17 protein-coding genes and 1 pseudogene are annotated in these 23,790 nt (G+C 72.2%); 3 read left to right on the forward strand and 15 right to left on the reverse strand.

Annotated elements, in window-relative coordinates:
- Positions 1 to 27: 27 nt before the first annotated feature.
- A complete protein-coding gene (locus M0L44_RS20175) occupies positions 28 to 1,356 on the reverse strand; it encodes an ATP-binding protein (protein ID WP_252771986.1) in 1,329 nt (442 codons plus the stop codon).
- On the reverse strand, positions 1,353 to 2,057 hold the full coding sequence (locus M0L44_RS20180; RefSeq protein WP_252771987.1) for a response regulator: 705 nt from the start codon (positions 2,055 to 2,057) through the stop codon (positions 1,353 to 1,355). The genes M0L44_RS20175 and M0L44_RS20180 overlap by 4 nt, the downstream gene beginning before the upstream one ends.
- 205 nt (positions 2,058 to 2,262) lie before the next feature.
- Here M0L44_RS20180 and M0L44_RS20185 point away from each other — a divergent pair, with 205 nt between their 5' ends.
- Together M0L44_RS20185 and M0L44_RS20190 are read left to right on the forward strand one after the other, a co-directional pair.
- Positions 2,263 to 6,600 (forward strand): two-partner secretion domain-containing protein, encoded by a 4,338-nt coding sequence (locus M0L44_RS20185; RefSeq protein ID WP_252771988.1) that lies wholly within the window; start codon positions 2,263 to 2,265, stop codon positions 6,598 to 6,600.
- 29 nt (positions 6,601 to 6,629) lie between these two features.
- Positions 6,630 to 8,291, forward strand: coding sequence for a ShlB/FhaC/HecB family hemolysin secretion/activation protein (locus M0L44_RS20190; RefSeq protein WP_252771989.1), 1,662 nt, complete (start codon positions 6,630 to 6,632; stop codon positions 8,289 to 8,291).
- 34 nt (positions 8,292 to 8,325) lie between these two features.
- Here the strand turns inward: M0L44_RS20190 and M0L44_RS20195 are convergent, their stop codons facing one another.
- From M0L44_RS20195 to M0L44_RS20240, 10 genes and pseudogenes are all read right to left on the reverse strand, one after another.
- Positions 8,326 to 8,979: an ABC transporter ATP-binding protein gene (locus tag M0L44_RS20195; protein ID WP_252771990.1), complete on the reverse strand. Its 654-nt coding sequence runs from the start codon at positions 8,977 to 8,979 to the stop codon at positions 8,326 to 8,328.
- A complete protein-coding gene (locus tag M0L44_RS20200) occupies positions 8,976 to 10,142 on the reverse strand; it encodes a hypothetical protein (protein ID WP_252771991.1) in 1,167 nt (388 codons plus the stop codon). The genes M0L44_RS20195 and M0L44_RS20200 overlap by 4 nt, the downstream gene beginning before the upstream one ends.
- A gap of 85 nt (positions 10,143 to 10,227) precedes the next feature.
- Positions 10,228 to 10,425, reverse strand: coding sequence for a hypothetical protein (locus M0L44_RS20205; protein ID WP_022979996.1), 198 nt, complete (start codon positions 10,423 to 10,425; stop codon positions 10,228 to 10,230).
- Positions 10,426 to 10,483: 58 nt separating this feature from the next.
- A complete protein-coding gene (locus tag M0L44_RS20210) occupies positions 10,484 to 10,681 on the reverse strand; it encodes a hypothetical protein (RefSeq protein ID WP_252771992.1) in 198 nt (65 codons plus the stop codon).
- 169 nt (positions 10,682 to 10,850) lie between these two features.
- Complete coding sequence (gene cobA, locus M0L44_RS20215; protein WP_252771993.1) at positions 10,851 to 11,663, reverse strand: uroporphyrinogen-III C-methyltransferase; 813 nt, start codon at positions 11,661 to 11,663, stop codon at positions 10,851 to 10,853.
- A 40-nt stretch (positions 11,664 to 11,703) separates the two neighbouring features.
- Positions 11,704 to 12,648 (reverse strand): DNA-binding protein YbiB, encoded by a 945-nt coding sequence (gene ybiB / locus M0L44_RS20220; protein ID WP_252771994.1) that lies wholly within the window; start codon positions 12,646 to 12,648, stop codon positions 11,704 to 11,706.
- Between the two features lie 99 nt (positions 12,649 to 12,747).
- The gene (locus M0L44_RS20225) at positions 12,748 to 13,233 is read right to left on the reverse strand and encodes a ComEA family DNA-binding protein (RefSeq protein ID WP_252771995.1); all 486 of its coding nucleotides are present in this window, start codon (positions 13,231 to 13,233) and stop codon (positions 12,748 to 12,750) included.
- Between the two features lie 34 nt (positions 13,234 to 13,267).
- Entirely contained in the window at positions 13,268 to 13,657 is a 390-nt protein-coding gene (locus tag M0L44_RS20230) for a hypothetical protein (RefSeq protein ID WP_252771996.1), read from the reverse strand.
- 38 nt (positions 13,658 to 13,695) lie between these two features.
- Positions 13,696 to 16,578 (reverse strand): nitrate reductase, encoded by a 2,883-nt coding sequence (locus M0L44_RS20235; RefSeq protein ID WP_252771997.1) that lies wholly within the window; start codon positions 16,576 to 16,578, stop codon positions 13,696 to 13,698.
- Positions 16,579 to 16,660: 82 nt separating this feature from the next.
- Positions 16,661 to 17,863: pseudogene (locus M0L44_RS20240) on the reverse strand (NAD(P)/FAD-dependent oxidoreductase); the annotation flags it as partial.
- Positions 17,864 to 18,161: 298 nt separating this feature from the next.
- On the opposite strand from M0L44_RS20240, the gene M0L44_RS20245 reads away from it, so the two are divergent.
- Positions 18,162 to 19,463: an ANTAR domain-containing protein gene (locus M0L44_RS20245; protein WP_290429070.1), complete on the forward strand. Its 1,302-nt coding sequence runs from the start codon at positions 18,162 to 18,164 to the stop codon at positions 19,461 to 19,463.
- Positions 19,464 to 19,490: 27 nt separating this feature from the next.
- Here the strand turns inward: M0L44_RS20245 and M0L44_RS20250 are convergent, their stop codons facing one another.
- From M0L44_RS20250 to M0L44_RS20260, 3 genes are read right to left on the reverse strand one after another with little or no spacing between them, the layout of a single operon-like run.
- On the reverse strand, positions 19,491 to 21,329 hold the full coding sequence (locus M0L44_RS20250; RefSeq protein WP_252771998.1) for an ABC transporter ATP-binding protein: 1,839 nt from the start codon (positions 21,327 to 21,329) through the stop codon (positions 19,491 to 19,493).
- A 28-nt stretch (positions 21,330 to 21,357) separates the two neighbouring features.
- Positions 21,358 to 22,320 carry an ABC transporter permease gene (locus tag M0L44_RS20255; protein WP_252771999.1) on the reverse strand — a complete coding sequence of 321 codons (963 nt, stop codon included), beginning with the start codon at positions 22,318 to 22,320 and terminating at the stop codon, positions 21,358 to 21,360.
- Positions 22,321 to 22,324: 4 nt separating this feature from the next.
- Positions 22,325 to 23,695 carry a CmpA/NrtA family ABC transporter substrate-binding protein gene (locus tag M0L44_RS20260; protein ID WP_252772000.1) on the reverse strand — a complete coding sequence of 457 codons (1,371 nt, stop codon included), beginning with the start codon at positions 23,693 to 23,695 and terminating at the stop codon, positions 22,325 to 22,327.
- Between the last annotated feature and the right edge of the window lie 95 nt (positions 23,696 to 23,790).

Below are 23,790 nucleotides of genomic sequence, written 5' to 3' on the forward strand. Positions count from 1 at the left end.
CTTCGTGAGGCGAAGATGAAGCGAAGGTTAGGACCGTGGGGCGCGGGAGCTGGCCGGGAGCTTCACCTGCACTCGCAGGCCGCCCAGCGGCGAATCGCCCAGTGTGATCCGGCCGCCATGGCGCCGGGCCACCGCCTGCGCGATGGCCAGGCCCAGGCCGGTGCCATCGGCGCGGCCGCTGTCGCGGCGCCAGAAGCGGTCGAAGACGCGCTCGCGCTCGGCTGGCGGGATGCCGGGGCCATCGTCGTCCACCGTCAACCGCGGGCCATCGGCCTCGGCGCTGACCTGCAGCCGCACCTCGCCGCCCTCGCGGCCGTAGCGCAGCGCGTTGTCGGCCAGGTTGCGCACCAGGGCCGAGAGGGCCGCGCGGTCGCCGTGCATCGGCACCGGCTGCTCGGCCTCCAGGGCCAGCGTGACGTGATGGGCCTGGGCCTGCGGCCACAGGTCGGCCAGGGCTTCGCCGGCCAGTTCGGCCAGGTCCAGCGCCTGGGGCTCGGGCGGCGGGCTGCCGGGTTCGTTGCGGGCCAGGGCCAGCAGCTGCTCGACCAGCCGGGCGGCGCGCTCGATGCCTTCGCCCAGGGCCTGGACGGCGGCGCCGCGCTCGGCGTCGGACGGGGCGTCCTTGAGTGCGCGCAGCTGCAGCTTCAGCGCGGTCAGCGGCGAGCGCAGCTCATGGGCCGCGTCGGCCACGAAGGCGCGCTGGGTGCTCATGCCCTCGTCCAGCCGCGCCAGCAGGGCGTTGAGCGCGCCCACCAGGGGCCGCACCTCGTCGGGCAGTTCCGTTTCGGGCAGGGGCGACAGGGCGGTGGCGTCGCGCCGGCCCACGTCGCGCGCCAGGCGCTGCAGCGGGGCGATCAGCAGGTCCACCAGCCACCACAGCAGGGCCACCAGCGGCAGGGCCAGCCAGGCCAGGGGCGTGACGCTGCGCAGCGCGGCCTGGGCCGCCCGGCCGCGGCGGATGCGTTCGGGCTGGGCCACCTGGATGACCCGGCCGGCCGAGGCCACCGCGAAGCTGCGCCAGATTTCGCCACCCACCGCGATGTCGGCCAGGCCGATGATGGCCTTCTCGGGCAGGGCCTGCTGGGGTTGCGACGCATAGATGCTGCGGCCGTCCTCGGTCCAGATCTGCACCACGAAGTCCAGGCGCTGGTCGGCCAGGGCGCGGGCCTGGTCCGGCGCGATGGCGCCCTGGTCGCGCAGCGACAGGGCCATCTGCTGCAGCTGGTAGTCGAACAGGGCCTCGGTGTCGGCCAGCACCGCGCGGTAGGTCAGGCCCGCCACGATGACGGCTGCCAGGGACAGCACCCCCAGCAGCGACAGCAGCAGCCGCCAGCGCAGCGAGCGCCAGAACCTCATGCCGCGTCCACCGGCGTGAGGAAGTAGCCCACGCCGCGCACGGTGCCGATGCGCTCGGCCCCCAGCTTGCGCCGCAGCTGGTGCACATAGACCGAGACGGCGTTGCTCTCGATCTCCTCGCCCCAGCCGTAGAGCCGGTCCTCCAGCTGGGCCCGCGAGAGCAGGGCGCCGGGGCGCTGCATCAGGGCTTCGAGCACCGCGAATTCGCGGGCCGAGAGCAGCACCGGCTCGCCGGCCACCTGCACCTGGCGGGTGGCCGGGTCCAGCACGATGGCGCCGTGGCGCAGCACCGGCTGGGCCCGTCCGCCATGGCGGCGCAGCACCGCGCGGATGCGGGCGGTCAGCTCGTCGAACTCGAAGGGCTTGACCAGGTAGTCGTCGGCCCCGGTGTCCAGGCCGCGCACCCGGTCGCCCGGGCCGTCGCGGGCGGTCAGCACGATGACCGGCGTGGTGTCGCTGCGCTGGCGCAGCTCGCCCAGCAGGGTCAGGCCGTCGGCGTTCGGCTCGGCGGCGCCTGCGCCACCCGGACCGCCCACCGGCAGGCCCAGGTCCAGCAGCACCAGGTCGAAGCGCTCGGTGCCCAGGGCGGCGCGGGCCGCGGCCAGGTCGCGCACCCAGTCCACGGCAAAGCCCTCGGGGCGCAGCGCGGCGCGCAGGGCCTCGCCGATCATGCGGTCGTCTTCCACCAGCAAGAGGCGCATCGGGTCGGTTCGGGGGAAAGCCGGAGAACGTCAGGGACCGCAAGCTTAGCGCGCCGGGTGAAGGGGCGCCGGCCCTGCCCGAGTGGTTTCGAATTGGCCGTGGTCTGTGGCCCAGTTCTGTCCATCGCCGGCCGGGTTGTGCCGATAAGGTGACCTTACCCACCGAACCCAGCGGTCGCATCAGGCCGCCAGCACTTCTTCTGCGATGAACCACCACCACCGACTGGTCTGGAATGACCTGAGCCAGAGCTTTGTTCCCGCGCCCGAGTGCGCACGATCCCGGGGAAGGTCTGGCGAGTCCGGGCGTCGGCAGCTGCGGCGCCATGCCCTGGCGGTGGCGGCGCTGGCCTGCCTGTCCAGCACGGCTTGGGCGGGCCCCACGGGCGGGTCGGTGTCGGCTGGCTCTGGCAGCATCGTGCAGGCCGGCTCGGCCACCACCATCACCCAGAACAGCAACCGGCTGGTCATCAACTGGGGCAGCTTCAATGTGGGCCAGGGCGAGTCCGTGACCTTCGTCCAGCCCGGGGCTTCGGCCATCGCGCTCAACCGGGTGGTCGGCAGCGGCCAGTCGCTCATCAATGGCCAGCTGAACGCCAATGGCCAGGTCTGGGTGCTCAACCCCAACGGTGTGTTGTTCGGCAAGACCGCGCAGGTCAGCACCGGGGGTCTGGTGGCGTCCACGCTGAACCTCTCGGATGCCGACTTCCTGGCCGGGCGCTACCGCTTCAGTGCTGCCGGCCAGCCCGGCAGCGTGAGCAACCAGGGCAGCCTCACCGGCGGCTATGTGGCGCTGCTGGGTCAGCAGGTGCACAACCACGGGACGATCAGCACCCCGGGCGGGACGACGGCGCTGGCGGCGGGGGGGGCGATCACGCTGCGCTTTGCCGGCAACAGCCTGCTGTCGGTGCAGGTGGACGAGGACACCTACCGCGCCCTGGCGGACAACCAGGGCCTGATCCAGGCCGACGACGGCACGGTGCTGATGACGGCCAGGGCCAAGGACGCCCTGCTGGAGACGGTGGTCAACAACAGCGGCGTCATCCAGGCCCGCGGCATCCGCAGCGAAGGGGGCACCATCGAGCTGCTGGGCGGCTTTGACGGCGGCACCGTGAATGTGGCCGGCACGCTGGATGCGTCCTCCACGGCCCACGATGGCGGCTTCATCGAGACCAGCGGCGCTCATGTGAAGGTGGCCGATGGCGCGCAAATCACCACCCTGTCCGGCGCCGGCCGCACCGGCACCTGGTTGGTGGATCCGACCGATTTCACCATCAGCGCGGGCAGCGGGGCGCAGACCAGCTCGGGCATCGGGGCCAGCACCCTCAACACCTTGCTGGCCAGCAACAACGTGACGCTGGAGACCGCGGCCGGCGGCAGCGACAGCGGCGACATCAAGGTCAACGCAGCGGTGGGCTGGAATGCCAACACCACGCTGACCCTGACCGCGGCGCATGACATCCAGGTCAATGCGGGCATCACAGCCAGCGGCGACAGCGCCGGGCTGGTGCTCAACTACGGTCATGACTACACCATCGCCGCCCCCGTGACGCTCAGCGGCGCCAACGCGAGCCTGGCGATGAACGGGCAGAGCTACACGCTGGTGCATTCGATGAGCCAGCTCGACGTGCTGGACAACGCCGGTGGCTACTACGCGCTGGCGCAGGATCTGGATGCCTCGGGCAGCAGCTACACCGACACCGTGGTGGGGGGCACCTTCAGCGGCACCTTCGCCGGCCTGGGCCATGTGGTCTCGAACCTGAACATCGCCAATGGCGGCGGCGGCCAGACCGGCTTGTTCGCGCTCAACACCGGCACCATCCGTGACCTGAGCCTGCAGGGGGGCAGCGTCACCGGCAGCTGGAAGGTGGGGGGGATGGTCGGTCAGAACCAGGGCACGCTCAGTCGTGTGTCTGCCAGCACCACCGTGCACGGCGGCCACGGGGCCTATGTCGGTGGGCTGGTGGGCGAGAACGATGGCACCGTGAGCGACGCCTATGCCACCGGCGGCGTGAGTGGTGGCGAGTACACCGGTGGCCTGGTCGGCAACAACTACAACGGCACGGTGACCCGGGCCTATGCCACGGGGGATGTCAGCGCCAACGGCCGGGCTGGCGGCCTGGTGGGCGAGAACTTCCAGGGCACGCTCAGCCAGGTGCAGGCCACGGGCGCCGTGTCCGGGCCGGATGCCCAGGGTGCTTTGCTGGGGGACAGCTTTGGCGGCAGCCTGACCCAGGCCGTGTGGGACAGCGGCAGCTCGGGCCTGTCCTCGGCGGTGGGCACCAGTGTTGGCCTCAGCGTGGGCAGCCTGAGTGACGTGGCGGGCACGCGCTACGGCCACGGCAGCTACGGCAACCTGGGCACCTGGTCGCAGATCGGCAGCACCGGCGTGTGGGTGGCCACCGACGGTGGCGGTGTGCGTCGCTGGGTCATGGTGGAAGGCTCGACCCGCCCCTTCCTCTACAGCGAATACAGCACCGCGATCCACAACGTCCATCAACTGCAGCTGATGCAGATGGACCTGACGGCCAGCTACGCCCTGGTGGGCGACGTGGACGCCAGTGCGACCGATGGCAGCAACCTGGGCAGCCTGTGGTCCACCAGCGGCTTCTCGCCGGTGGGCAACGACAGCGGGGCCTTCACCGGCAGCCTGAGTGGTGGTGGGCATGTGATCAGCGACCTCACCATCGCCCGCGCGAGCTACAGCCGCATCGGCCTGTTCGGCAAGACCATCGGTGCCAACCTGAGTGATTTCGCGCTGCAGGCCGCCCACGTTGCCGGGCGCGTTGATGTCGGCTCTGTGGTTGGCAATGCCACCAACACGACCATCACTGGCCTCAGCAGCTTGGATGTCACCGTCAATGGAGTGGCCTCCACCGCAGGCCTGGTGGGGTTCTACAACGGCGGAACCCTGACTGATGTGCACACCAGTGGTGCCGTATTCGGCGTCGGCACCACAGGCGGCGTGGTGGGGTTCTTGATCACCGGCAACATGGTTGGATCTTCCTCCAGCGCTGCAGTGGTTGGAACTGATGCGTACACCGGGGGGCTGGTGGGGCTTTGGGGACTGTATGGCGCTGGCGGTAATCTCAGCAACTCGTACGCCACCGGCTCAGTCACCGGCAGTGGCTACACGGGGGGCTTGGTCGGCTACTTCACGCTGGGCAACGTTGATAACGTCTATGCGACTGGCGCGGCAAACACGACCGCCTCTGCCAGCTACACAGGCGGGCTTCTGGGCTATTTCACCAGTGGTACGGTGACGAATGCTTATGCGTCGGGTGCCGTGTCCAGTGGTGGCTCATCTACAGGCGGCCTTGTGGGATACAGCAATGGTTCCATCAGGAACAGCTACGCCACGGGTAGCGTGAGCAGCTCGGGGAGCGATGTGGGCGCGCTGGTAGGTGCCAGCGTGGGTTTGATCGGCAGCTCCTTTTGGCTCAACAGCGTGAGCACCACGGGTATTGGGCGCAGCGCGGGCACGGTGGACAGCACCACCCGCGGCCTGGGCGTCAGCGAGGCCACCGACGCCGGCACCTACCGCGATGCCGGCTGGGACGTGGCCACCCAAGGTGGTAGCACGTCGGTCTGGCGCATCTACGAGGGCCAGACCGTGCCGCTGTTGCGCAGCTTCCTGACCGCGACGACCGTGACTGTCGGCAGCGGCAGCAAGGTCTACGACGGCAGTACCGACACCGGCCTGGGTGTGAGCTTGGCCGGAGGAGTGGACGGCAGCTTGCTTCTGGGGGCGGCAACCGTGAACAGCAGCAAGGATGTGGGCAATCACACCACGCAAACCTCGGGCCTGTACTCGAACCAGCAGGGCTACGACATCAGCTATGCCGAAGGCACGGTGAGCGTCACGCCCAAGACACTTACCGTGACCGCCAACGACGACACCGTCACGGCCAGCGGCACGGCCTACAGTGGCGGTAATGGGGTGAACTTCAACGGCTTTGTGACTGGCGAAGACGCCAGTGTGCTGGGTGGCAGCGTGACCTATGGCGGCAGCTCGCAAGGGGCTGTTCTGGCCGGCAGCTATGTCATTTCCGCGTCGGGTTTGGTCAGTAGCAACTACCAGTTGCAGTACGTGAGCGGGACCCTGACCATACAGACCGCGGCACCTGCGCCGACACCTGCGCCGACACCTGCGCCGACACCTGCGCCGACACCTGCGCCGACACCTGCGCCGACACCTGCGCCGACACCTGCGCCGACACCTGCGCCGACACCTGCGCCGACACCCGCGCCGACACCCGCGCCGACACCCGCGCCGACACCTGCGCCGACACCTGCGCCGACACCAGTGCCCTTGACGCCCACCGACCTGGCGATCACCTCGGCTGTGCAGGCTGCGTCCAGCACGGGCTCCGGCCTGGGCGCAGGCTTGAGTGCCGCGGTGAGCGCTGTCGGCACGCCTCGTCGAGCCCCTCCGGATGTCGGGGCCCACGACCAAGGCACCAGCACCACCGGCCTGGAATCCCTGGACCTGAAGGTAGTTTGCACCGGCGTGCAGCTCCAACAGTCCTGCAACGCCGTCCGCTGAGCCGCATGGCCTCCCATCCCGACCCCACCATGACCACCGGTTCCATGCGCCATCCCCTGACCCTGTCCGTTCTGACCCTGCTCACCGGTTCGGCCCTGGCCGCCGGCCCCGACGCGGGCCAGTTGCTGAAGGACCTCCAGACCCTGCCGCGGCAGGCCCCTGCCGCGGCCAGCAGCCCGCTGACCATCGAACAGGCCACGCTGGCCCCCGTCGCCGAGGGCGGGCCGCGCGTCACGGTGCGCCAGGTGCGCATCACCGGCGCCACCGTCTTTCCGGAAGCCGAGCTGCAGGCCCTGCTGGCCGATGGGCTGAAGCAGCCGCTCAGCCTGGCGGGCCTGCAGGCTTTGGCGGCGCGCATCACCCAGCACTACCGGCAGGCCGGTTACCTGGTGGCTCGCGCCTACCTGCCGGCGCAGAAGGTCAGCGGCGACACCGTCGAGATCGCCGTGGTCGAAGGCCGGTTGGACCGGGTGGTGCCGCACGACACCGTCGGGCTGGGCGGCGACGCGCTGCGCCCGCTGGAGGCTCTGCGGCCGGGTGAGCTGCTGCGCTCGGACCGCATGGAGTCCGTGCTGCTGGCCCTGCATGAGCTGCCGGGGGCGCAGGTCTCGGCCACCTTGCGGCCGGGCCAGGCGGTGGGCAGTTCCGAGCTGCTGGTGGACGTGGCCCCTGGGGCCTCCTTCGAAGGTGGACTCGACCTGGACAACCAGGGCAACGATGCCACCGGCGCGGTGCGCGCCGGGGCCCGCCTGGCCTGGAACAACCCGCTGGGCCTGGGCGACCAGCTCAGCCTGCGGGCCCAGGTCTCCGAAAGCGACCAGCACGCCTTGATGGCCGGTTACCAGCTGCCGGTGGGCCTGGACGGCGGTCGCGTGGGCCTGGCCGTCACCGCCATGGACTACCGGCTGGGCAAGGACTTCGCCGTGCTGGACGCCGATGGCCAGGCCAGCACGGTCAGCGTCTACTGGCGCCAGCCGCTGCTGCGCAGCCGAGCGGCCACGCTCTACGCCTCGGCGCAGCTGGACGACAAGCACCTGCTCGACCGCATCCACAGCGTGGGCACCCGCACCGAGCAGCACATCCTCACCCCCACCTTCAGCCTGCAGGCCCAGTGGCAGGACAGCTGGCTGGCCCAGCCCGCCAGCAGCCGCGCCAGCCTGTCCGCCCAGGTGGGTGATGTGCGGCTGGACGCCACCAGTCGCGCACTGGACGCCGCGGGCGCCCGCACCGCGGCCGGCTTCGTCAAGCTGGGCCTGGACGCGCAGCGCTGGCAGGCGCTGGCCCCGGCCTGGACGCTGATGCTCAGTGCCCGCGGCCAGATGGCGGACAACAACCTGCCCTCGGCCGAGAAGATGACGCTGGGCGGCGCCCAGGGTGTGCGCGCCTACCCCGAGGGCGAGGCCTCGGGCGACCGGGGCTGGCTGGGCAGCGCCGAGCTGGGCTGGCAGCTGCTGCCGGGCTGGCAGGCCGTGGCCTTTGCCGATGCCGGCGTGGTCCAGGTCAACAGCCATGCCTGGGATGCCGCGGCCGACAACCGCCGCCGCCTGGCCGGCGCCGGTCTGGGCGGCCGCTGGGCGGAGGGCCCCTGGAGCGCCAGCGTCGACGCGGCCTGGGCCGTCGACCACGAATCGGTGGCTATCACACCGCAGCGCCATCCGCGGGTCTGGGCCCGCCTGGCCTGGCAGTTCTGATCGCTGAGCGCCGCGGCGCGTCTGCCGCGGTGCCTCAGGGGGCCAGGCGCCACTCCTGGGCCGGCGCGCTGTCGGCCGGCAACGGGGCTTCGTGGCTGGCCACCAGCCACAGGGCCGAGCGCTCTTCCTGGGCCTGGGCCAGCTGGTCCTGCAGGTAGGCGGTGGCCTCGTCGTCCAGGGCGTTGAGCGGCTCGTCCAGCAGGCGCACCGGCGTGCCCGCGGCCAGGGCCGCCACCAGCCAGACCTTGCGCTGGGTGCCGGTGGACAGGCGGGCCAGCGGCCGGTCCAGGTGCGGGCCCAGCCCGAAGGCCTCGGCGTGGCGGACCACGGCCAGCGGCTGCCAGTCGGGGTAGAGCCCGTGCAGGAAGGACCAGAAGTCCAGCGGGCTGAGGTGGTCGTAGGCCACGGCGCCCGGGCCGCACCAGAACACCGCGTGGCGCCAGGCCAGCGGATTGTCGGCATGCAGGTCCAGCGCAGGCTGGCCCGGACGCAGCAGCCGGGCCGTGCCCTGCAGCGGGCGCAGGGCCCCGGCCAGCAGCTGCAGCAGGGTGGACTTGCCCACGCCGTTGGGGCCGCGCAGCCAGGTGATGCCGGCCTTCAGGGCGGTGGTGCAGCGTTGCAGCACCACCCGGTCGGGCCAGGCAAAGGCCAGTTGGTCGAGCTGCAGGGTGATGTGGTCTGCGGTCATCTCGGGGACTCCTTGAGGGTGTCGGAGGCCAGGGCCAGCCCCAGCAGCAGTCCCAGCAGGCCTGCACTGGTGCGGGCCACCGGGTCGGGGGAGGCGGGGGCGGTCTGCCACCACAGGGCGGGCAGCATCCAGAGCGCCCAGACCGCCAGCACGCCGGGGCGCCAGCTGGCCAGGGGCAGGGGGCCGGCCAGCAGCACCGCCAGCAGCACGGCCGCGCCTGCGGCGCTGGGCCACAGCAGCTGCAGGCGGCGCCCGCGCTCCAGCCGGTGCGCCAGCAGCGGCAGCTCCCGGGCGGCCTGAAGCAGCCGCGGCTGCAGATGGGCCTGGCTGAGCCGCCCCAGGCGCGGCAGGCCCAGCAGGGCCAGCAGGGTGAAGGCGGACAGGGCCCAGGGGGCGGCCTGGCGCCCCAGAGCCACGGCACCGGCGCACAGGGCCAGGCCAATGGCCTGCTGCAGGCCGGCGTGCGCCAGGGGGCGTGCCGCATCCCGCCGCAGCGGTTGCCACAGCAGGGCCTGCTGCCAGCGCAGCGGGCGGCGGAGGGCGGTCACCGTCATCGGTCGGGCCGACGGGCCAGGCCAGCACCCCCGGGGCGCGCGGCGCCAGCGGGCCAGCGCGGCGGTGGCCGCCAGCACGGCGGCGAGCTGGGCCAGACCCAGGCCGCCCAGCCACAGTCCGCGGCCGGCGCCGTTCAGCCAGGCGGGCTGCTGGGCCAGCAGCAGGGCGCTGCCCGCCGACTGGGCCAGGGCCCAGGGCAGCTGGGTCAGCGCCACCAGCGCGGCATCGGCGCGCCAGCGGGTGGCGGGAGGGATGGGCAGGGCGTGGTCCTGGGTGCGCCAGGCGGGGGACCACAGCCAGGGAAAGAAGGCCAGGGCCTGCAGGGCACCCAGCGCCGTCTGCAGCAGCAGCCCGCCCAGCCAGGGGCCCAGGTGGCCGCCGCTGCTCCAGCGGGCCAGGGGCCAGACGCTGAACACCAGTGCGCTCTGCAGGCTGGCCCAGGCACTGGGCAGGTTGCCGGCGCAGCCGGCCAGCAGGGCCGCCAGCACCCCCGCCTGGCGGCGCCGGCGCCAGAAGCCCTCGCGCAGGGCCTGGGCGCTCCAGCGCCAGCGCAGGCGCAGGTAGCTCAAGGCGGGTGCGGACAGAGGTGGGGTGTGGGGCGGAGGCATGGCGACGGGTGCCGGACGCTGGCTGGCACGTCCCCATGCTCGGTGGCGAGGATGAAGCTGGCGTGAGGCCAGCGTGAAGCGAGGATTAAGCCGGCAGGCGGGGCAGGGCGGGGGCGCCGGCCGCCACGGCGGTGCAGGCCTGGGCGCGCAGGGCCAGCACGGCGCCATCCACCTGGCGGTCGGCGATGCCACCCAGGCCGCTGAGCACGCTCAGGGTGATCAGGGCGGCCCCGCCCAGGGCGCTGGCGCGTTGCAGGAAGGTGGGGGTCGGAACGGTGTTCATGGTCGGTCTCCAGCGGCCCGTCAACCCGGGGCCTGGGGTTCAGGGCGGCGGGCGGGGCTCAGCTGCGGCGGACCGGGGCGCGCTCGGTCTGGGTCTGGGCCTGGGCCAGTTGGGTGCAGGCCTGGGCCTGGGCGATCACGTCGTCGACCTGGCGGTCGGCGATGCCACCCAGGCTGTGCAGGATGGTGAAGGTCAGGGCGGCGGCCAGGCCCAGGGCGGTGCTGCGGGCGGTGACGGTGGCGAAGCTGCGTTGCATGGTGTCTCTCCGGTGGGCTGTCAGGGGCCCGTTTCCTGGGCCGATGGAGAGACTGTCGTCGCGCGGCGGGGCCGTCACCAGCGGCTTGCGACGAGGTGCGCGGAAGGCGGCGTGAAACGCGGCCGGCGCGGATGGGCGGGGGCGCCGCCGGGGCGCTTTTCAGCCGTTTTCAGGCGCTGGCTTGCGCCTGGGAGGCCGGTGCAGCCTGTGCCGCCCACTGGGCCAGAGCTGCGGCCTCCAGCACCCGGCCCAGCACCAGCACCGCCGGGCTGCCCAGTTGTTCGCGGGCCAGGGTGTCCACCAGGGTGCCCAGGGTGGCGCGCACCTGGCGCTGGCCCGGCGTGCTGGCGGCCTGCACCGCCGCGGCCGGCCAGTCGGGGCCCAGCCGGGGCAGCAGCTGTTCCACCAGGCGCGGGGCCTGGGTCACGCCCATGTAGATGACCAGGGTCAGGCCGCTGGCGGCGGCCGCGCCGATGGCGTCCCAGTCCGGCCCGGCGCCGCCGGTTTGCGGGTGGCCGGTCACCAGCATCACGCCCTGGGCATGGCGGCGGTCGGTCCAGCCGGTGCCCAGCGCGTTGACGGCAGCCAGGCCGGCGGTGATGCCGTTGACCACCTCGACCGGGATGCCCGCCTGGCGCAGCGCGGCGATCTCCTCGCCCGCGCGGCCGAAGACCAGCGGGTCGCCGCCCTTCAGGCGCACCACCTTCTCGCCGGCCAGGGCCTCGCGCACCAGCAGTTTTTCAATGAAGGCCTGGGGTGTGGATTCGCAGCCGCCGCGCTTGCCCACCGGCACGATGCGCGGCGCCGGGTCCAGCCCTTCCAGCGCGCAGGCCAGCACCTGCTCGCCCACCAGATCGTCCACCAGGATGACCGTGGCCTGGCGCAGCACGCGCAGGGCCTTGAGGGTCAGCAGCTCGGGGTCGCCCGGGCCGGCGCCCACCAGGTGCACGGTGTGGAGGACGGGGGCGGCGGGCAGGGGCATGGGGGCTCCGGAACGGGCAGGGGCGTGGGCGGGGCCGGGCTCAGGTCCGGCCGGTGGTGTCGGCCGCGGCCAGGGCAGCGTCGCGCAGGGTCAGCAGCACGCGGCGCTGGCGGTCGATGGGGGCGGGCACCGGGCGCTCGCCGGCCAGCATGGCGCGGATGGCGGCGGCGGTCTCGGCCGGATCCAGGGAAGGCAGGTCGGGCAGCTCGGCCAGCGAGCCGCCCTGGGCCTCGACCGAGAGCACGTCGCTGAGCTGGCCCTGGACGAAGACCTTCAGGGCCGGGCAGCGGCGGGCGTCGGCCACCGGCTCGCCCTCGGTGCCGCGCAGCAGCAGGGCGTCGGCTTGGGTCAGCTCCAGGAACTGGGACAGGCTGATCGAGTATTCCGGGTGGGTGTGGTTGACCACCCGCACGCCGCCGGGCACGGCCGGCAGCAGCTTGGCCAGGGTGTGGCCGGGGTTGCGCAGGCCCAGCACGCGGCGCAGGGCCAGCAACTGGTCCAGCGCCGGGTGCAACACTTCCAGTGGCATGAAGACCGGCTGGCCGGCCGCCCATTGGGCCTGGGCCGCTTCGGGGCTGAGCGCGGGCGGCAGGCCCAGGGCCTCGAAGACCTGGGCGCTGGTGACGCGGCCCGGGTCGGTCAACGGCCCGTGCACCAGCACCGGCACGCCGTCGCGGGCCAGCAGCAGGGCCAGCAGGGCGGTCAGGTTGGGCAGCTTGCGGGCGCCGTTGTAGCTGGGCAGCAGCACCGGGGTGGACGGCGCGGCCAGCGGCAGCAGGCGGGGCCGCACCGCGTCCATGAAGCCGGCCAGTTCCTCGGCCGTCTCGCCCTTGATGCGCATGGCCAGGGCGAAGCCGCCCTTTTCCAGGTCGCTCAGCCGGTCGTCCAGCAGCTGGCTCATCAGGTCGCAGGCCTGTTCACGACCGAGGGCGCGGGCGCCTTCCTTGCCGCGGCCGATCTCACGCAGGTACGGGGCGATGCTCATGGTGCTGGCGGGTGCGAGACGAAGAGAGCCGTATTGTCAGGCCGGCAGACCCGGCGGAGGACCGCAAAGCCCTCCGCCGAGCGGATCACTTCGGAATGATCACTTCGACGCGGCAGAGGCCGCGGCGGCGGCCTTGGCGGCGCGCTTCTCGGCCTTGGTCTTCTTCTTGTCCGCCTTGTCGGCGGCGCTGGCGGCGGCCGGGGCCGGCGCGGGCAGGGCGGCCGGTGCGGCGGGCTTGGCCGTGGCGGGGGAAGGGACAGGGGGAGATGCCGGGACGGTGGCCTTCGCGGGCGCCGGCTTGGCTGCCGGGGCCGGGGCGCCCTGGAAGGTGGCGCCGTTGACCGTCAGGCCGTTGGCCGAGAGCTTGGCGGCGCTGGACTCGCCGATGCCCTTGACCCGACCGATCAGGTCCGGCCAGTCCTTGAAGGGACCGGCCTTGCGGGCGTCGACGATCTTGGCCGCCGTGGCCGGGCCGATGCCTTTGACCGCGTCCAGCTCGTCGGAAGTGGCCTTGTTGACGTCCACCGCGGCGAACACGGCGGCGGACAGCAGGGCCAACAGGGTGATGAACAGTTTCTTGAACATGGTGGTGTGTCCTGGGGTGTCGGTGGTGCGGGGGTCAGCCCAGCTTCTCGCGCAGGAAGCTGACGAGGTAGGGGGTGGCGGCCGCGGCGATGGTCGAGGCGGTTGAGGTATCCACGCCGGCGCGCGCGGCCAGGGCCTCGGCCACCTTGCCGGAAATCACACCTTCGCCGCCATCCACCAGGGACTTGAGAAAACCATCGCCGTGCACCAGCCCGGCCGCAAAGGCCGCGAAGAAGCTCTTGCCGGGGTGCTCGCCCATCAGGCCCGAGGTTTGTTCCTCGGTGTGGGCATGGGCCGCCTCGGCCGCCACGCCCAGGTACTGCTGGGCGCTGTCACCATCGATGCCCTGGGCATTGAGGCTGGCCAGGGCCTGCTGGCCATGCTCGGATGAGAGGAAATCGGAAACCAGTTGCTGAACGTCCATGGATCCTCCTGGAAGAGAAGTGATTGGGTGGGACCTTCTCACGGTAGTCCGGTCGGGCCTGTGGCCTCTGTCTGGAAGCTGTCTGCAATCTGTCGCTGACGGGGGGGCGGTGCAATGCCCGGGGCCTGTGGCGGCGCGGCCACGCACCGCACCAGACCGCGCAGCGCGGGGATGCAGGAGCCGCAGTTGCTGCCGCAGCGCAGGGTGGCGGTCAGCGCGGCCAGGCGCTCCTCGGGGCTGCCGGCGCAGCCCGCCAGGGTGTGGCGGATGGCGTCCTCCCGCACATTGAAGCAGGTGCAGACCTGGGGGCTGGCCGGCGTGGCGGCCTCGCCCACCAGGGCGCGGGCCAGCTCGCCCGGGGCCAGCAGCAGGTGGGCCGGGCCGGGCAGGGGCGTGTCGGCCTCCAGCAGCTGGCGCAGCCAGGCCTCGCCGCCGGTGTCGCCGGCCAGCCAGAAGGCCTGCAGCTGCGTGCGGCCATCGGCATCGCGCTGCACGCGCAGGGCGCGGTCCTGCCGGGCTGCCGCGTCCTGGTAGCGCAGCACCTCCGGGCCGTCCAGGCCCAGCAGGGCGCGGGCCGGGGCCAGCCGGGCCCCGTCCACCGGCGTGGCCGCGGCGCCGCGCAGCACCAGGCCCACCCGGCCCTGGGCGTCGGGCTCGCGGCCGAAGGGCAGCAGGCTGGCCCAGCCGAAGGCCGCCAGCAGCGGCCGCAGCTGCTCGCGCACCGCCAGGGCCTGCTCGGCCGGCAGCCAGGCCAGGGCCGAGAGGCGCCAGGGCAGTTGCACCGGCGCGATGGCCACCGCGGCGTGCTTGAGCTCGGGCTGCTTGGAGGTGGGGCAGAAGGCCGGGGTGGTCAGCGCGTTCACACCGGTCAGCGGCTGGCCCTGGGCGTCCTGGCCGCTGAGCACCTCCTGGCCCCAGTGCATGGGCAGGAAGGCCTGGCCCGGGGGCAGGCCCTCGCTGGCGCGGGCCGGCAGCACGATGGCGCCCCGGCGCGAGGCCACCCGCACCAGGTCGCCATCCTGCAGGCCCAGGCGGGCCAGGTCGGCGGGCGCCAGGTCGATGGCGGGCAGGCCCTCGTGGCCATAGAGCCGGCCCAGCAGGCCGGTGCGGCTCATGCCGTGCCACTGGTCGCGCAGGCGGCCGGTCAGCAGGCTGAAGGGGTATTCGGCATCCGGCGCCTCGGCCAGGGGGCTCGGCGCCACGTCGGCAAAGCGGGCCCGGCCATCGGCGGTGGGGAAGACGCCGTCCGCGTAGAGCCGGCTGCGGCCCGCGGCGGCGCCTTCGGGGCAGGGCCATTGCTGCGGGCCCTGCGCCTCCAGCCGGGCGTAGCTCAGGCCGGTGATGTCCAGGTCGCGGCCACGGGTGCTGTCGCGGTGCTCGTTCCAGATGGACTCGGGCGTGGTGTAGGGGAAGAGGGCGATGCGCTCGGGCGCGATGCGGGCGGCCAGGCGGCGCGCCAGGTCGGTGGCAATCGCCCAGTCGTGGCGGGCCTGGCCGGCGGGCGGCACCGCCGGGCGCACCCGGCTGATGCGGCGTTCGCTGTTGGTGACGGTGCCGTTCTTCTCGCCCCAGGTGGTGGCGGGCAGCAGCAGGTCGGCGTAGGCGCAGGTGGCGGTGGTGGCAAAGGCCTCCTGCACGATGACGAACTCGGCGCGTTCCAGCGCGCGGCGCACCATGGCCTGGTCGGGCAGGCTCTGGGCCGGGTTGGTGCAGACGATCCACAGCGCCTTGACCGCGCCGTCGGCGGCGGCCTGGAACATCTCCATCGCGGTGCGGCCCGGCGTGGTGGGCACCGAGGGCACGCCCCAGAGCCGCGCCACCTCGGCCCGGTGGGCCGGGTTGGCCAGGTCGCGGTGGGCCGAGAGCAGGTTGGCCAGGCCGCCCACCTCGCGCCCGCCCATGGCATTGGGCTGGCCGGTCAGGCTGAAGGGGCCGGCGCCGGGTCGGCCGATCTGGCCGGTGGCCAGGTGCAGGTTGATCAGCGCGGCGTTCTTGTCGGTGCCGCTGGCGCTCTGGTTCAGGCCCTGGCAGTACAGGCTCAGCGTGGCGGGGCTCTCGCCGAACCAGCGGGCGGCGGTGCGCAGGTCGGCCTCGGCCAGGCCGGTCAGGCGGGCGGTCTCGGCCGGGGGGAAGGCGCGCACCCGCTCGGCCAGGGCCTCGAAGCCGGTGGTGTGCGCGGCGATGTAGGCGGCATCGGTCAGGCCCTGGGCCAGCAGCAGGTGCAGCAGGCCGTGGTACAGCGCCACGTCGCTGCCGGGCTTGAGGGCCAGGTGCAGGTCGGCCAGGGCGGCCGTCTCGGTGCGGCGCGGGTCGGCCACGATCCACTTCTGCTGCGGGCGGGCGCGGCGGGCGTCTTCGAGCCGGCGCATCAGGATGGGGTGGGCCCAGGCCAGGTTGCTGCCGGTGATGAAGACCGTGTCGGCGTGGGCGAAGTCCTCGTAGCTGCAGGGCGGCGCATCGGCCCCCAGCGTGGCCTTGTAGCCGGCCACCGCGCTGGACATGCACAGGCGCGAGTTGGTGTCGATGTGGTTCGTGCCCAGCAGGCCCTTCACCAGCTTGTTGAAGACGTAGTAGTCCTCGGTCAGCAGCTGGCCCGAGACATAGACGCCGATGGCGTCGGCACCATCGCGCTGGTGGATGGCGGCCAGGCGCTCGGCGGCGTTGTCCAGCGCACTGTCCCAGTCCACGGTGTGGGGTGCGTTGCCCCGGCGCGTGCGCTGCATCGGCGCGAGCAGCCGGGTCTGGCGCTGCACGCTGTCGGCGGCCGTCAGGTGCAGGGTGGCGCCCTTGGTGCACAGCCGGCCGGCATTGGCGGGGTGGTCCGGGTCGCCCCGCACGCCGGTGATGCGTTGGCCGTCGTGTTCGATCAGCACGCCGCAGCCGATGCCGCAGTAGGGGCAGGTGGACGGGGTTTCGGTCATGGCATGTCCTTGTGGGGGCGCGGGCTCAGGCGGCCTCGCGCCAGGCCGGGTCTTCGGTCGGGGCGGCGCCCTGGCAGGCGCGTTCGCCGAACATCAGGCGGTCGCGCAGCGGCCCCAGCGCGCGGCCCTCGCGCAGCAGCTCGAAGTACCAGGGGCCGTCGGCGGTGTCGCCATACAGGCACACGCCCACCAGCCGGTCGCCCCGGAGCACGAGCTTCTTGTAGATGCCGCCCGCCGGGTCGGACAGCAGGATGTCCTCGGTGCCCTCGCCGCCCATGAAGTCGCCGGCCGAGAACAGACGGATGCCGGTGACCTTGAGCTGGGTGTGGGTCTGGCTGCCCCGGTAGCGGCCGATGCCGAACTGGGCCAGGTGGGTGGCGCAGACCCGGGCCTGCTCGAACAGCGGCGCCACCAGGCCGTAGGCCACGCCGCGGTGGGCCGCGCATTCGCCCACCGCGTAGATGCGCGGGTCGGTGACGGTCTGCAGGGTGTCGTTCACGACGATGCCGCGCTGGCACAGCAGGCCGGCCTGCTCGGCCAGTGCGGTGTGCGGCACGATGCCGGCGGCCATCACCACCAGGTCGGCCGGCAGTTCGCGGCCGTCCTGCAGCCGCACCGCGCGCACCCGGCCCTGGGCATCGCCTTGCAGCGCGGCGGTCTGCGCGCCCAGCGCGAAGTCCAGGCCGCGCTGGCGCAGGCTGGCTTCCAGCAGCGCACCGGCCTGCGGGTCCAGCTGGCGGTTGAGCAGCCACTCGCCCAGGTGCACCACGGTGACGGCCATGCCGCGCAGGGCCAGGCCGTTGGCGGCCTCCAGGCCCAGCAGGCCCCCGCCGATGACCACCGCGTGGCGGTGCGTGCGGGCGGCTTCGATCATGGCCTGGGTGTCGGCGATGTCGCGGTAGCTCAGTACGCCGTCCAGATCGACCCCCGGCACCGGCGGCACGAAGGGCTGCGAGCCGGTGGCGATCAGCAGGCGGTCGTAGGCGGCGGTGGTGCCGTCGGCCGTGGTCACGGTGCGGCGGATGCGGTCGATCTTCGTCACCGCCTGGCCCAGGTGCAGCGTGATGCCGTGGCGCGCATACCAGGCCAGCGGGTTCAGGACGATCTCGTCGAGCGTCTGCTCGCCGGCCAGCACCGGCGACAGCAGGATGCGGTTGTAGTTGGGGTGCGGCTCGGCGCCGAAGACGGTGATGTCGTAGAGGTCCGGCGCGATGCGCAGCAGCTCCTCCAGCGTGCGCACGCCGGCCATGCCGTTGCCGATCATCACGAGCTTCAACTTGTCCATGGGCGATCCGAAGGCAGGAAAAGGGGTGAACGAAAACGACCGCGGCCGGTCAGTGCCTCGGGCAGCGGGGTGGGGAAGGGGGCGGGTGAAGCAGGACGCCGAGAACCGGCGGCCGGGCTGCAGGGGTGAGGACGCGGGCCGTGGGCCGCGCTCACCAGAACGGTGCTTCGTTGCACCGTGGCCCCGAACATGCAAGCGACGTGCCCAGCCTTGCCCTGGCTGTCCCCACGGGCCCCGGTGGGCGGGCGAGAATCGCGCGGTGTCCGCACCATCTGGCCCTTCTCCTCTTGTGCCGCCCATGAACCTGCTGTCCCTGCTCTGTCCCGATGACCGTGACCGGCCGGCGCTGTTGCCGCTGCTGCAGGCCGCGGGCTGGGCCGTGTGGGAGGCGCCGCGCCAGCGTGGTGCAGCGTCGCCCGCGGCGGGCAGCGCGGATGCACCGCTTCTGACCGTGCTGTGGGGCACGACCGAGGCGGTGCTGGCCGCGGCCGGGCCGGACGTGGCGCAAGAAGAAGGGCTGGAGGGGCTGCGGCTGCTGTGCTGCCCGCCACCGGCCGCGGCGCAGCTGCCGGCCTGGCTGGCGCTGCTGGAGACCGGGCAGGCCGCCTGGCTGTCGCCCACCGTCTGGTCGCAGCCCGAGGCGCTGGCCCTGAGCCTGAGCCAGGCGCAGGCCCAGGCCCGGCAGCGCAGCCAGTGGCGGCAGGCTGCCACGCGCGCCCAGGCCCAGCTGGACGAACGCAAGTGGGTGGACCGGGCCAAGGGCGTGCTGATGAACGCCCGTGGCATCAGCGAGGACGAGGCCTTCCGCCTGCTGCGCGGTGCCTCCATGCACGCCCACCTGCGGCTGAGCGAGTTGTCGCGCTCGGTGATCGAGGCGGCCCAGTGGGCCGAGGCGGTCAACCGCGCCGGGCAGCTGCGCATGCTCTCGCAGCGCCTGGTCAAGCTGGCTGCGCAGCGCCAGGCCGGGGTGGAGGTCAAGCGGGCCCGCGGCGCCCAGGACGAGGCGGCCCAGCGCCTGCAGGACAACCTGGCGCATCTGGCGAGCCTGCCGCTGCTGGACGGCCAGCCCGCGGCCCTGCGCGATGCCTTGACGCGCGCCGAGCAGGCCTGGGGCGCCTTGCAGCGCAGCCTGGACGGCAAGGCCGGCCTGCCCCTGCTGGCCGAGGCCGATGCGCGGGCCGAGGAGCTGCTGCAGGCGGCCGAGGCGCTGACGGCGGCGCTGGAGGCCGGTGGCGCCCGCGGGGCGCTGCGCATCGTCAACCTGTGCGGCCGCCAGCGCATGCGGGTGCAGCGCCTGGCCAAGCTGGCCTTGCTGGCCGGCCTGCTGAACCAGCCCGAGCGGCTGGCCCTGCTGCCGGCGCTGATGGACGACTTCGAGGCCACGCTGCGCGAGCTGGAGCAGGCGCCGCTGTCCACCCCGGACATCCGCGAGACCCTGGCGGCGGCCCGCGACGAATGGCTGCGCCTCCTGCGCGCCCTGCGCGGCGGGCCGGGCATCGACGTGCAGGGCGTGCTGGCGGCCTCCAGCGATGCGCTGCTGGCGCTGTTCCACCGCCTGACCGACAGCTACGAGCGCAGTCTGCAGCTCATCATGTCCTGAGCCGCGCCCCGCGGGGGGGCGCCGGGCTCAGTGCTGGCTGCCGCAGTCTTCCAGGAAGCCGATCAGTTCCTCGCGCAGCGCGTAGTACTGCGGGTGGGCCAGCAGGGCTTCGCGGGTGCGGGGGCGTTCCAGCGGCACGTCCATGACCTTGCCGATCCTGGCGCGCGGGCCGTTGCTCATCATCACCACGCGGTCGGCCAGCAGGATGGCCTCGTCGACGTCGTGGGTCACCATCATGGCGGTCACCTGGCTGCGGGCCCAGACCTCCATCAGCACCTCCTGCAGGTCCCAACGGGTCAGCGAGTCCAGCATGCCGAAGGGCTCGTCGAGCAGCAGCATCTTGGGCTGCAGGGCGAAGGCCCGGGCGATGCCCACGCGCTGCTTCATGCCGTTGGACAGCTCGCTGGCGTGCTTGTGCAGGGCCGAGCCCAGGCCCACCCGGTTCAGGTAGTAGGCCACGGTGTCGCGGCGCTCGGCCTCGCTGGCGTGCGGGAAGACTTTCGCCACGCCCAGCATCACGTTGTCGAAGGCGCTCAGCCAGGGCACCAGGCTGGGCGCCTGGAAGACCAGGCCGCGGTCCGGCCCGGCGTGGGTGACCTGCCGGCCGTCCAGGATGATCACGCCGTCGGTGATGTCGGTCAGGCCGGCCATCATGGACAGCACGGTGGACTTGCCGCAGCCCGAGTGGCCGATGACCGAGATGAACTCGCCCTTGCGGACCTTGAGGTCGAAGCCGTCCACCACGGTTTGCGGGCCCTTGGGCGTGGGGTAGACCTTGATGAGCTTGGAGAACTCGACGAAGCGCTCGTCGCCGCTGCGCGGGGCGCGCTCGGCGCCCGGTGCCGCGCCATCGGGCAGGGCGGCCTCGGCCTCGATGCGCTCGGCCAGCTCGGCATGGCGCAGGCCCAGCAGGCGGGCCAGCGTGGGTGAGCGTCGGGCCTCGGGGCGTTCGGCGCCGTGACGCGGGGTCAGCACCGGCAGCGGCACCACCTGGCCGCCCTGGCTGGCGGCATGCGACTGCGAGAGCTGCAGCAGGTGCTGGGTGATCTCGGCGCGCAGCTGCTGGAAGCGGGCGTCGTGGTTCATTGCGCGGCGGTCGCGCGGGCGGGGGATGTCCACCGTGAAGGAGGGGCCCAGCCGGGCGCGCGGGCCGATCTCCAGCGGGATGATGCGGTCGGCCACCATCAGCGCCTCGTCGACGTCGTTGGTGATCAGCACCACGGTCTTCTGGTCCTCGCTCCAGATGCGGACGATCTCGTCCTGCAGGTTGGCGCGGGTCAGCGCGTCCAGGGCCGAGAGCGGCTCGTCGAGCAGCAGCACATCGGGGTCGGTGGCCAGGGCGCGGGCCACCGAGACCCGCTGGCGCATGCCGCCCGAGAGCTGGGCCGGCTTCTTGTCGATGGCCGGGGTGAGGCCCACCATCGAGACATAGCGCTGCACCATGGCAGCCCGCTCGGCGGCGGTCTTGTCCTGGGCCACCCGGTCCACCGCCAGGGCCACGTTCTCGCGCACGCTCAGCCAGGGCATCAGCGAGTAGCTCTGGAACACGATGCCGCGGTCCGGCCCCGGCCCGGTGACGGGCTGGCCGTTCTTGAGCACCTCGCCGCTGTCGGCGGTGGTCAGGCCGGCCAGCAGGTTGATCAGCGTGGTCTTGCCGCTGCCGGAGAAGCCGACGATGGCGACGAACTCGCCGGGCGCCACCCGCAGGTTCAGCCCCTGCAGCACCTCGCTGCGGGCGTCGCCCTGGCCGTAGGCCTTGCAGACATTGCGGAGTTCCAGGGCGGCGGTGGCGGGCACCAGGCTCATGTGGGGCGGCGGGGCGGCGGCGTCTTCGGACACGGGACGGGGCAGGACGGCGGCGTTCATGGCGGACCTTCTTGGCGGTGGGCGCGCCTCAGCGCGGGGCGACCAGGTTCTGCAGCATCTGCATCAGGCGGTCCAGCGCGAAGCCGATGCCGCCGATGGTGAACACCGCGACCATGATGCGGCTGAGCGAGTCGGCGCTGCCGTTCTGGAACTCGTCCCAGACGAACTTGCCCAGGCCGGGGTTCTGGGCCAGCATCTCGGCGGCGATCAGCACCATCCAGCCCACGCCCAGCGACAGGCGCATGCCGGTGAAGATGAAGGGCAGGGCCGAGGGCAGGATGATCTTGCGCACCCGGGTGGCCAGCGGCAGCTGCAGCACCTTGCCGACGTTGACCAGGTCCTTGTCGACCGAGGTCACGCCGATGGCGGTGTTGATCAGCGTGGTCCACAGCGAGCACAGCGTGACGGTGATGGCCGAGATCAGGAAGGACTTCTCGAACATCGGCTCGCCATTGGTCACGTAGACCGCGCTGACGATCAGCGTGACGATGGGCAGCCAGGCCAGCGGCGAGACCGGGCGGAACAGCTGCACCATCGGGTTGATGGCGGCCTGCACCCACTTGGAGGTGCCCGCCAGGATGCCCAGTGGCACCGCCACCAGGGTGGCCAGCAGGAAGCCGGTGAACACCGTCTTCAGGCTGGTGGCGATCTGGTCGAGGTAGGTGCGCTTGCCGGTCCACTGGAAGTGGCGCGGCTGGTAGTTCGGGTCCTCGGCCAGGCGTTCGGCGTTGCGCTTGTCCTGGCGCTCGTAGAAGGCCCGCTCGCGTTCGCGCTCGGCAAAGTGGTCCTGCACCAGGGCCACGGCCTGCTGGGCCACGGCCATGGGGCCGGGCACCGCGCCCAGGCTGGTCTGGATGCGGGCGGCCACGGTGGACCACAGCAGCAGGAAGACGGCGAAGGCGACCAGGGGCACGCCCAGCGACATCAGCGCCTTGCGGGCCAGTTCGCGCGGGTCGCGCAAGGGGGCGATCAACTTGGCAGCGAGTTCCATGGCATCACACCTTGTCGTTGGCCTTCAGGCCGATCTTGAACTTGGCGAGATAGTCGTTGGGCTTGCGGCCGTCGTAGTTCACGCCGTCGATGAAGCCGCCCTGCACGCCCTTGAAGCCGTCGGTCTTGGGCACTTCGCTGTCCAGCAGCTTCTTCTCGGCGATCAGGGCCTTGGCGGCCTGCAGGTAGATGTCCGGGCGGTAGACCTTCTTGGCCGTGTCGATGTACCAGCTGTCGGGCTTGGCCTCGCCGATCTGGCCCCAGCGGCGCATCTGGGTCAGGTACCAGATGGCATCGCTGTAGAAGGGATAGGTGGCGTAGTTGCGGAAGAAGATGTTGAAGTCCGGCGCGGGGCGCTTGTCGCCCTTCTCGTACTCGAAGGTGCCGGTCATGCTGTTGCCGATGACCGCGGCGTCGGCGCCCACGTACTGCGACTTGGACAGCAGCTTGACCGCCTCGATGCGGTTGGCCATGGAGGCGTCCAGCCACTTGCCCGCGCGGATCAGGGCCTTGACCACGGCGATGTGGGTGTTGGGGTACTTGTCGGCCCAGGCCTTGGTGACGCCGAAGACCTTCTCGGGGTTGCCCTTCCAGATTTCGTCGTCGGTGATGACGGGCACGCCGATGCCCTTGACCACGGCCTGTTGGTTCCAGGGCTCGCCCACGCAGTAGCCGTGGATGGTGCCGGCTTCCATGGTGGCGGGCATCTGCGGCGGCGGGGTGACCGACAGCAGCACGTCAGCGCTCTTGGTGCCGCTGATGTCGCTGGGGGTGTAGTAGCCGGGGTTCAGGCCGCCGGCGGCCAGCCAGTAGCGCAGCTCGTAGTTGTGGGTGGAGACCGGGAAGACCATGCCCATCTTGAAGGTCTTGCCCTCCTTCTTCCAGGCGTCGACCACCTTCTTCAGGGCATCGGCCTTGATCGGGTGTTCGACCTTGCCGCCCTGCATCGGCAGGTTCTTCTTCATCTCGGCCCAGACCGCGTTGGACACGGTGATGGCGTTGCCGTTCATGTCCATGCTGAAGGCGGTGACGATGTCGGCCTTGGTGCCGAAGCCCACGGCCGCGCCCAGGGGCTGGCCGGCCAGCATGTGCGCGCCGTCGAGCTGGCCGTCGATCACGCGGTCCAGCAGCACCTTCCAGTTGGCCTGGGCCTCCAGCTGCACGTTCAGGCCTTCGTCCTCGAAGTAGCCTTTCTCATAGGCGATGACCAGCGGGGCGCAGTCGGTGAGCTTGATGAAGCCGAACTTCAGCGCTTCCTTCTCGGGCTGGCCGGCCTTCTGGGCCAGGGCGGGCAGGCTCAGGCCCGCCGAGCCGGCCAGGGCGGCGGCCCCGGCGACGAAGCGGCGACGATCGATCACGGACTTGGACGAGGACATGGCTTCTCCTGGACGCGGGAAGTGGACGGTGGAAAGCAAAAAGCGTCTTCATCGGGCGCCGGCGCGGGCCGGGGCGATGGAGACGCTGTGGGGGT

Origin of the sequence: Ideonella oryzae, from assembly GCF_024055665.1 — a bacterium.
Taxonomy (GTDB): domain Bacteria; phylum Pseudomonadota; class Gammaproteobacteria; order Burkholderiales; family Burkholderiaceae_C; genus Ideonella; species Ideonella oryzae.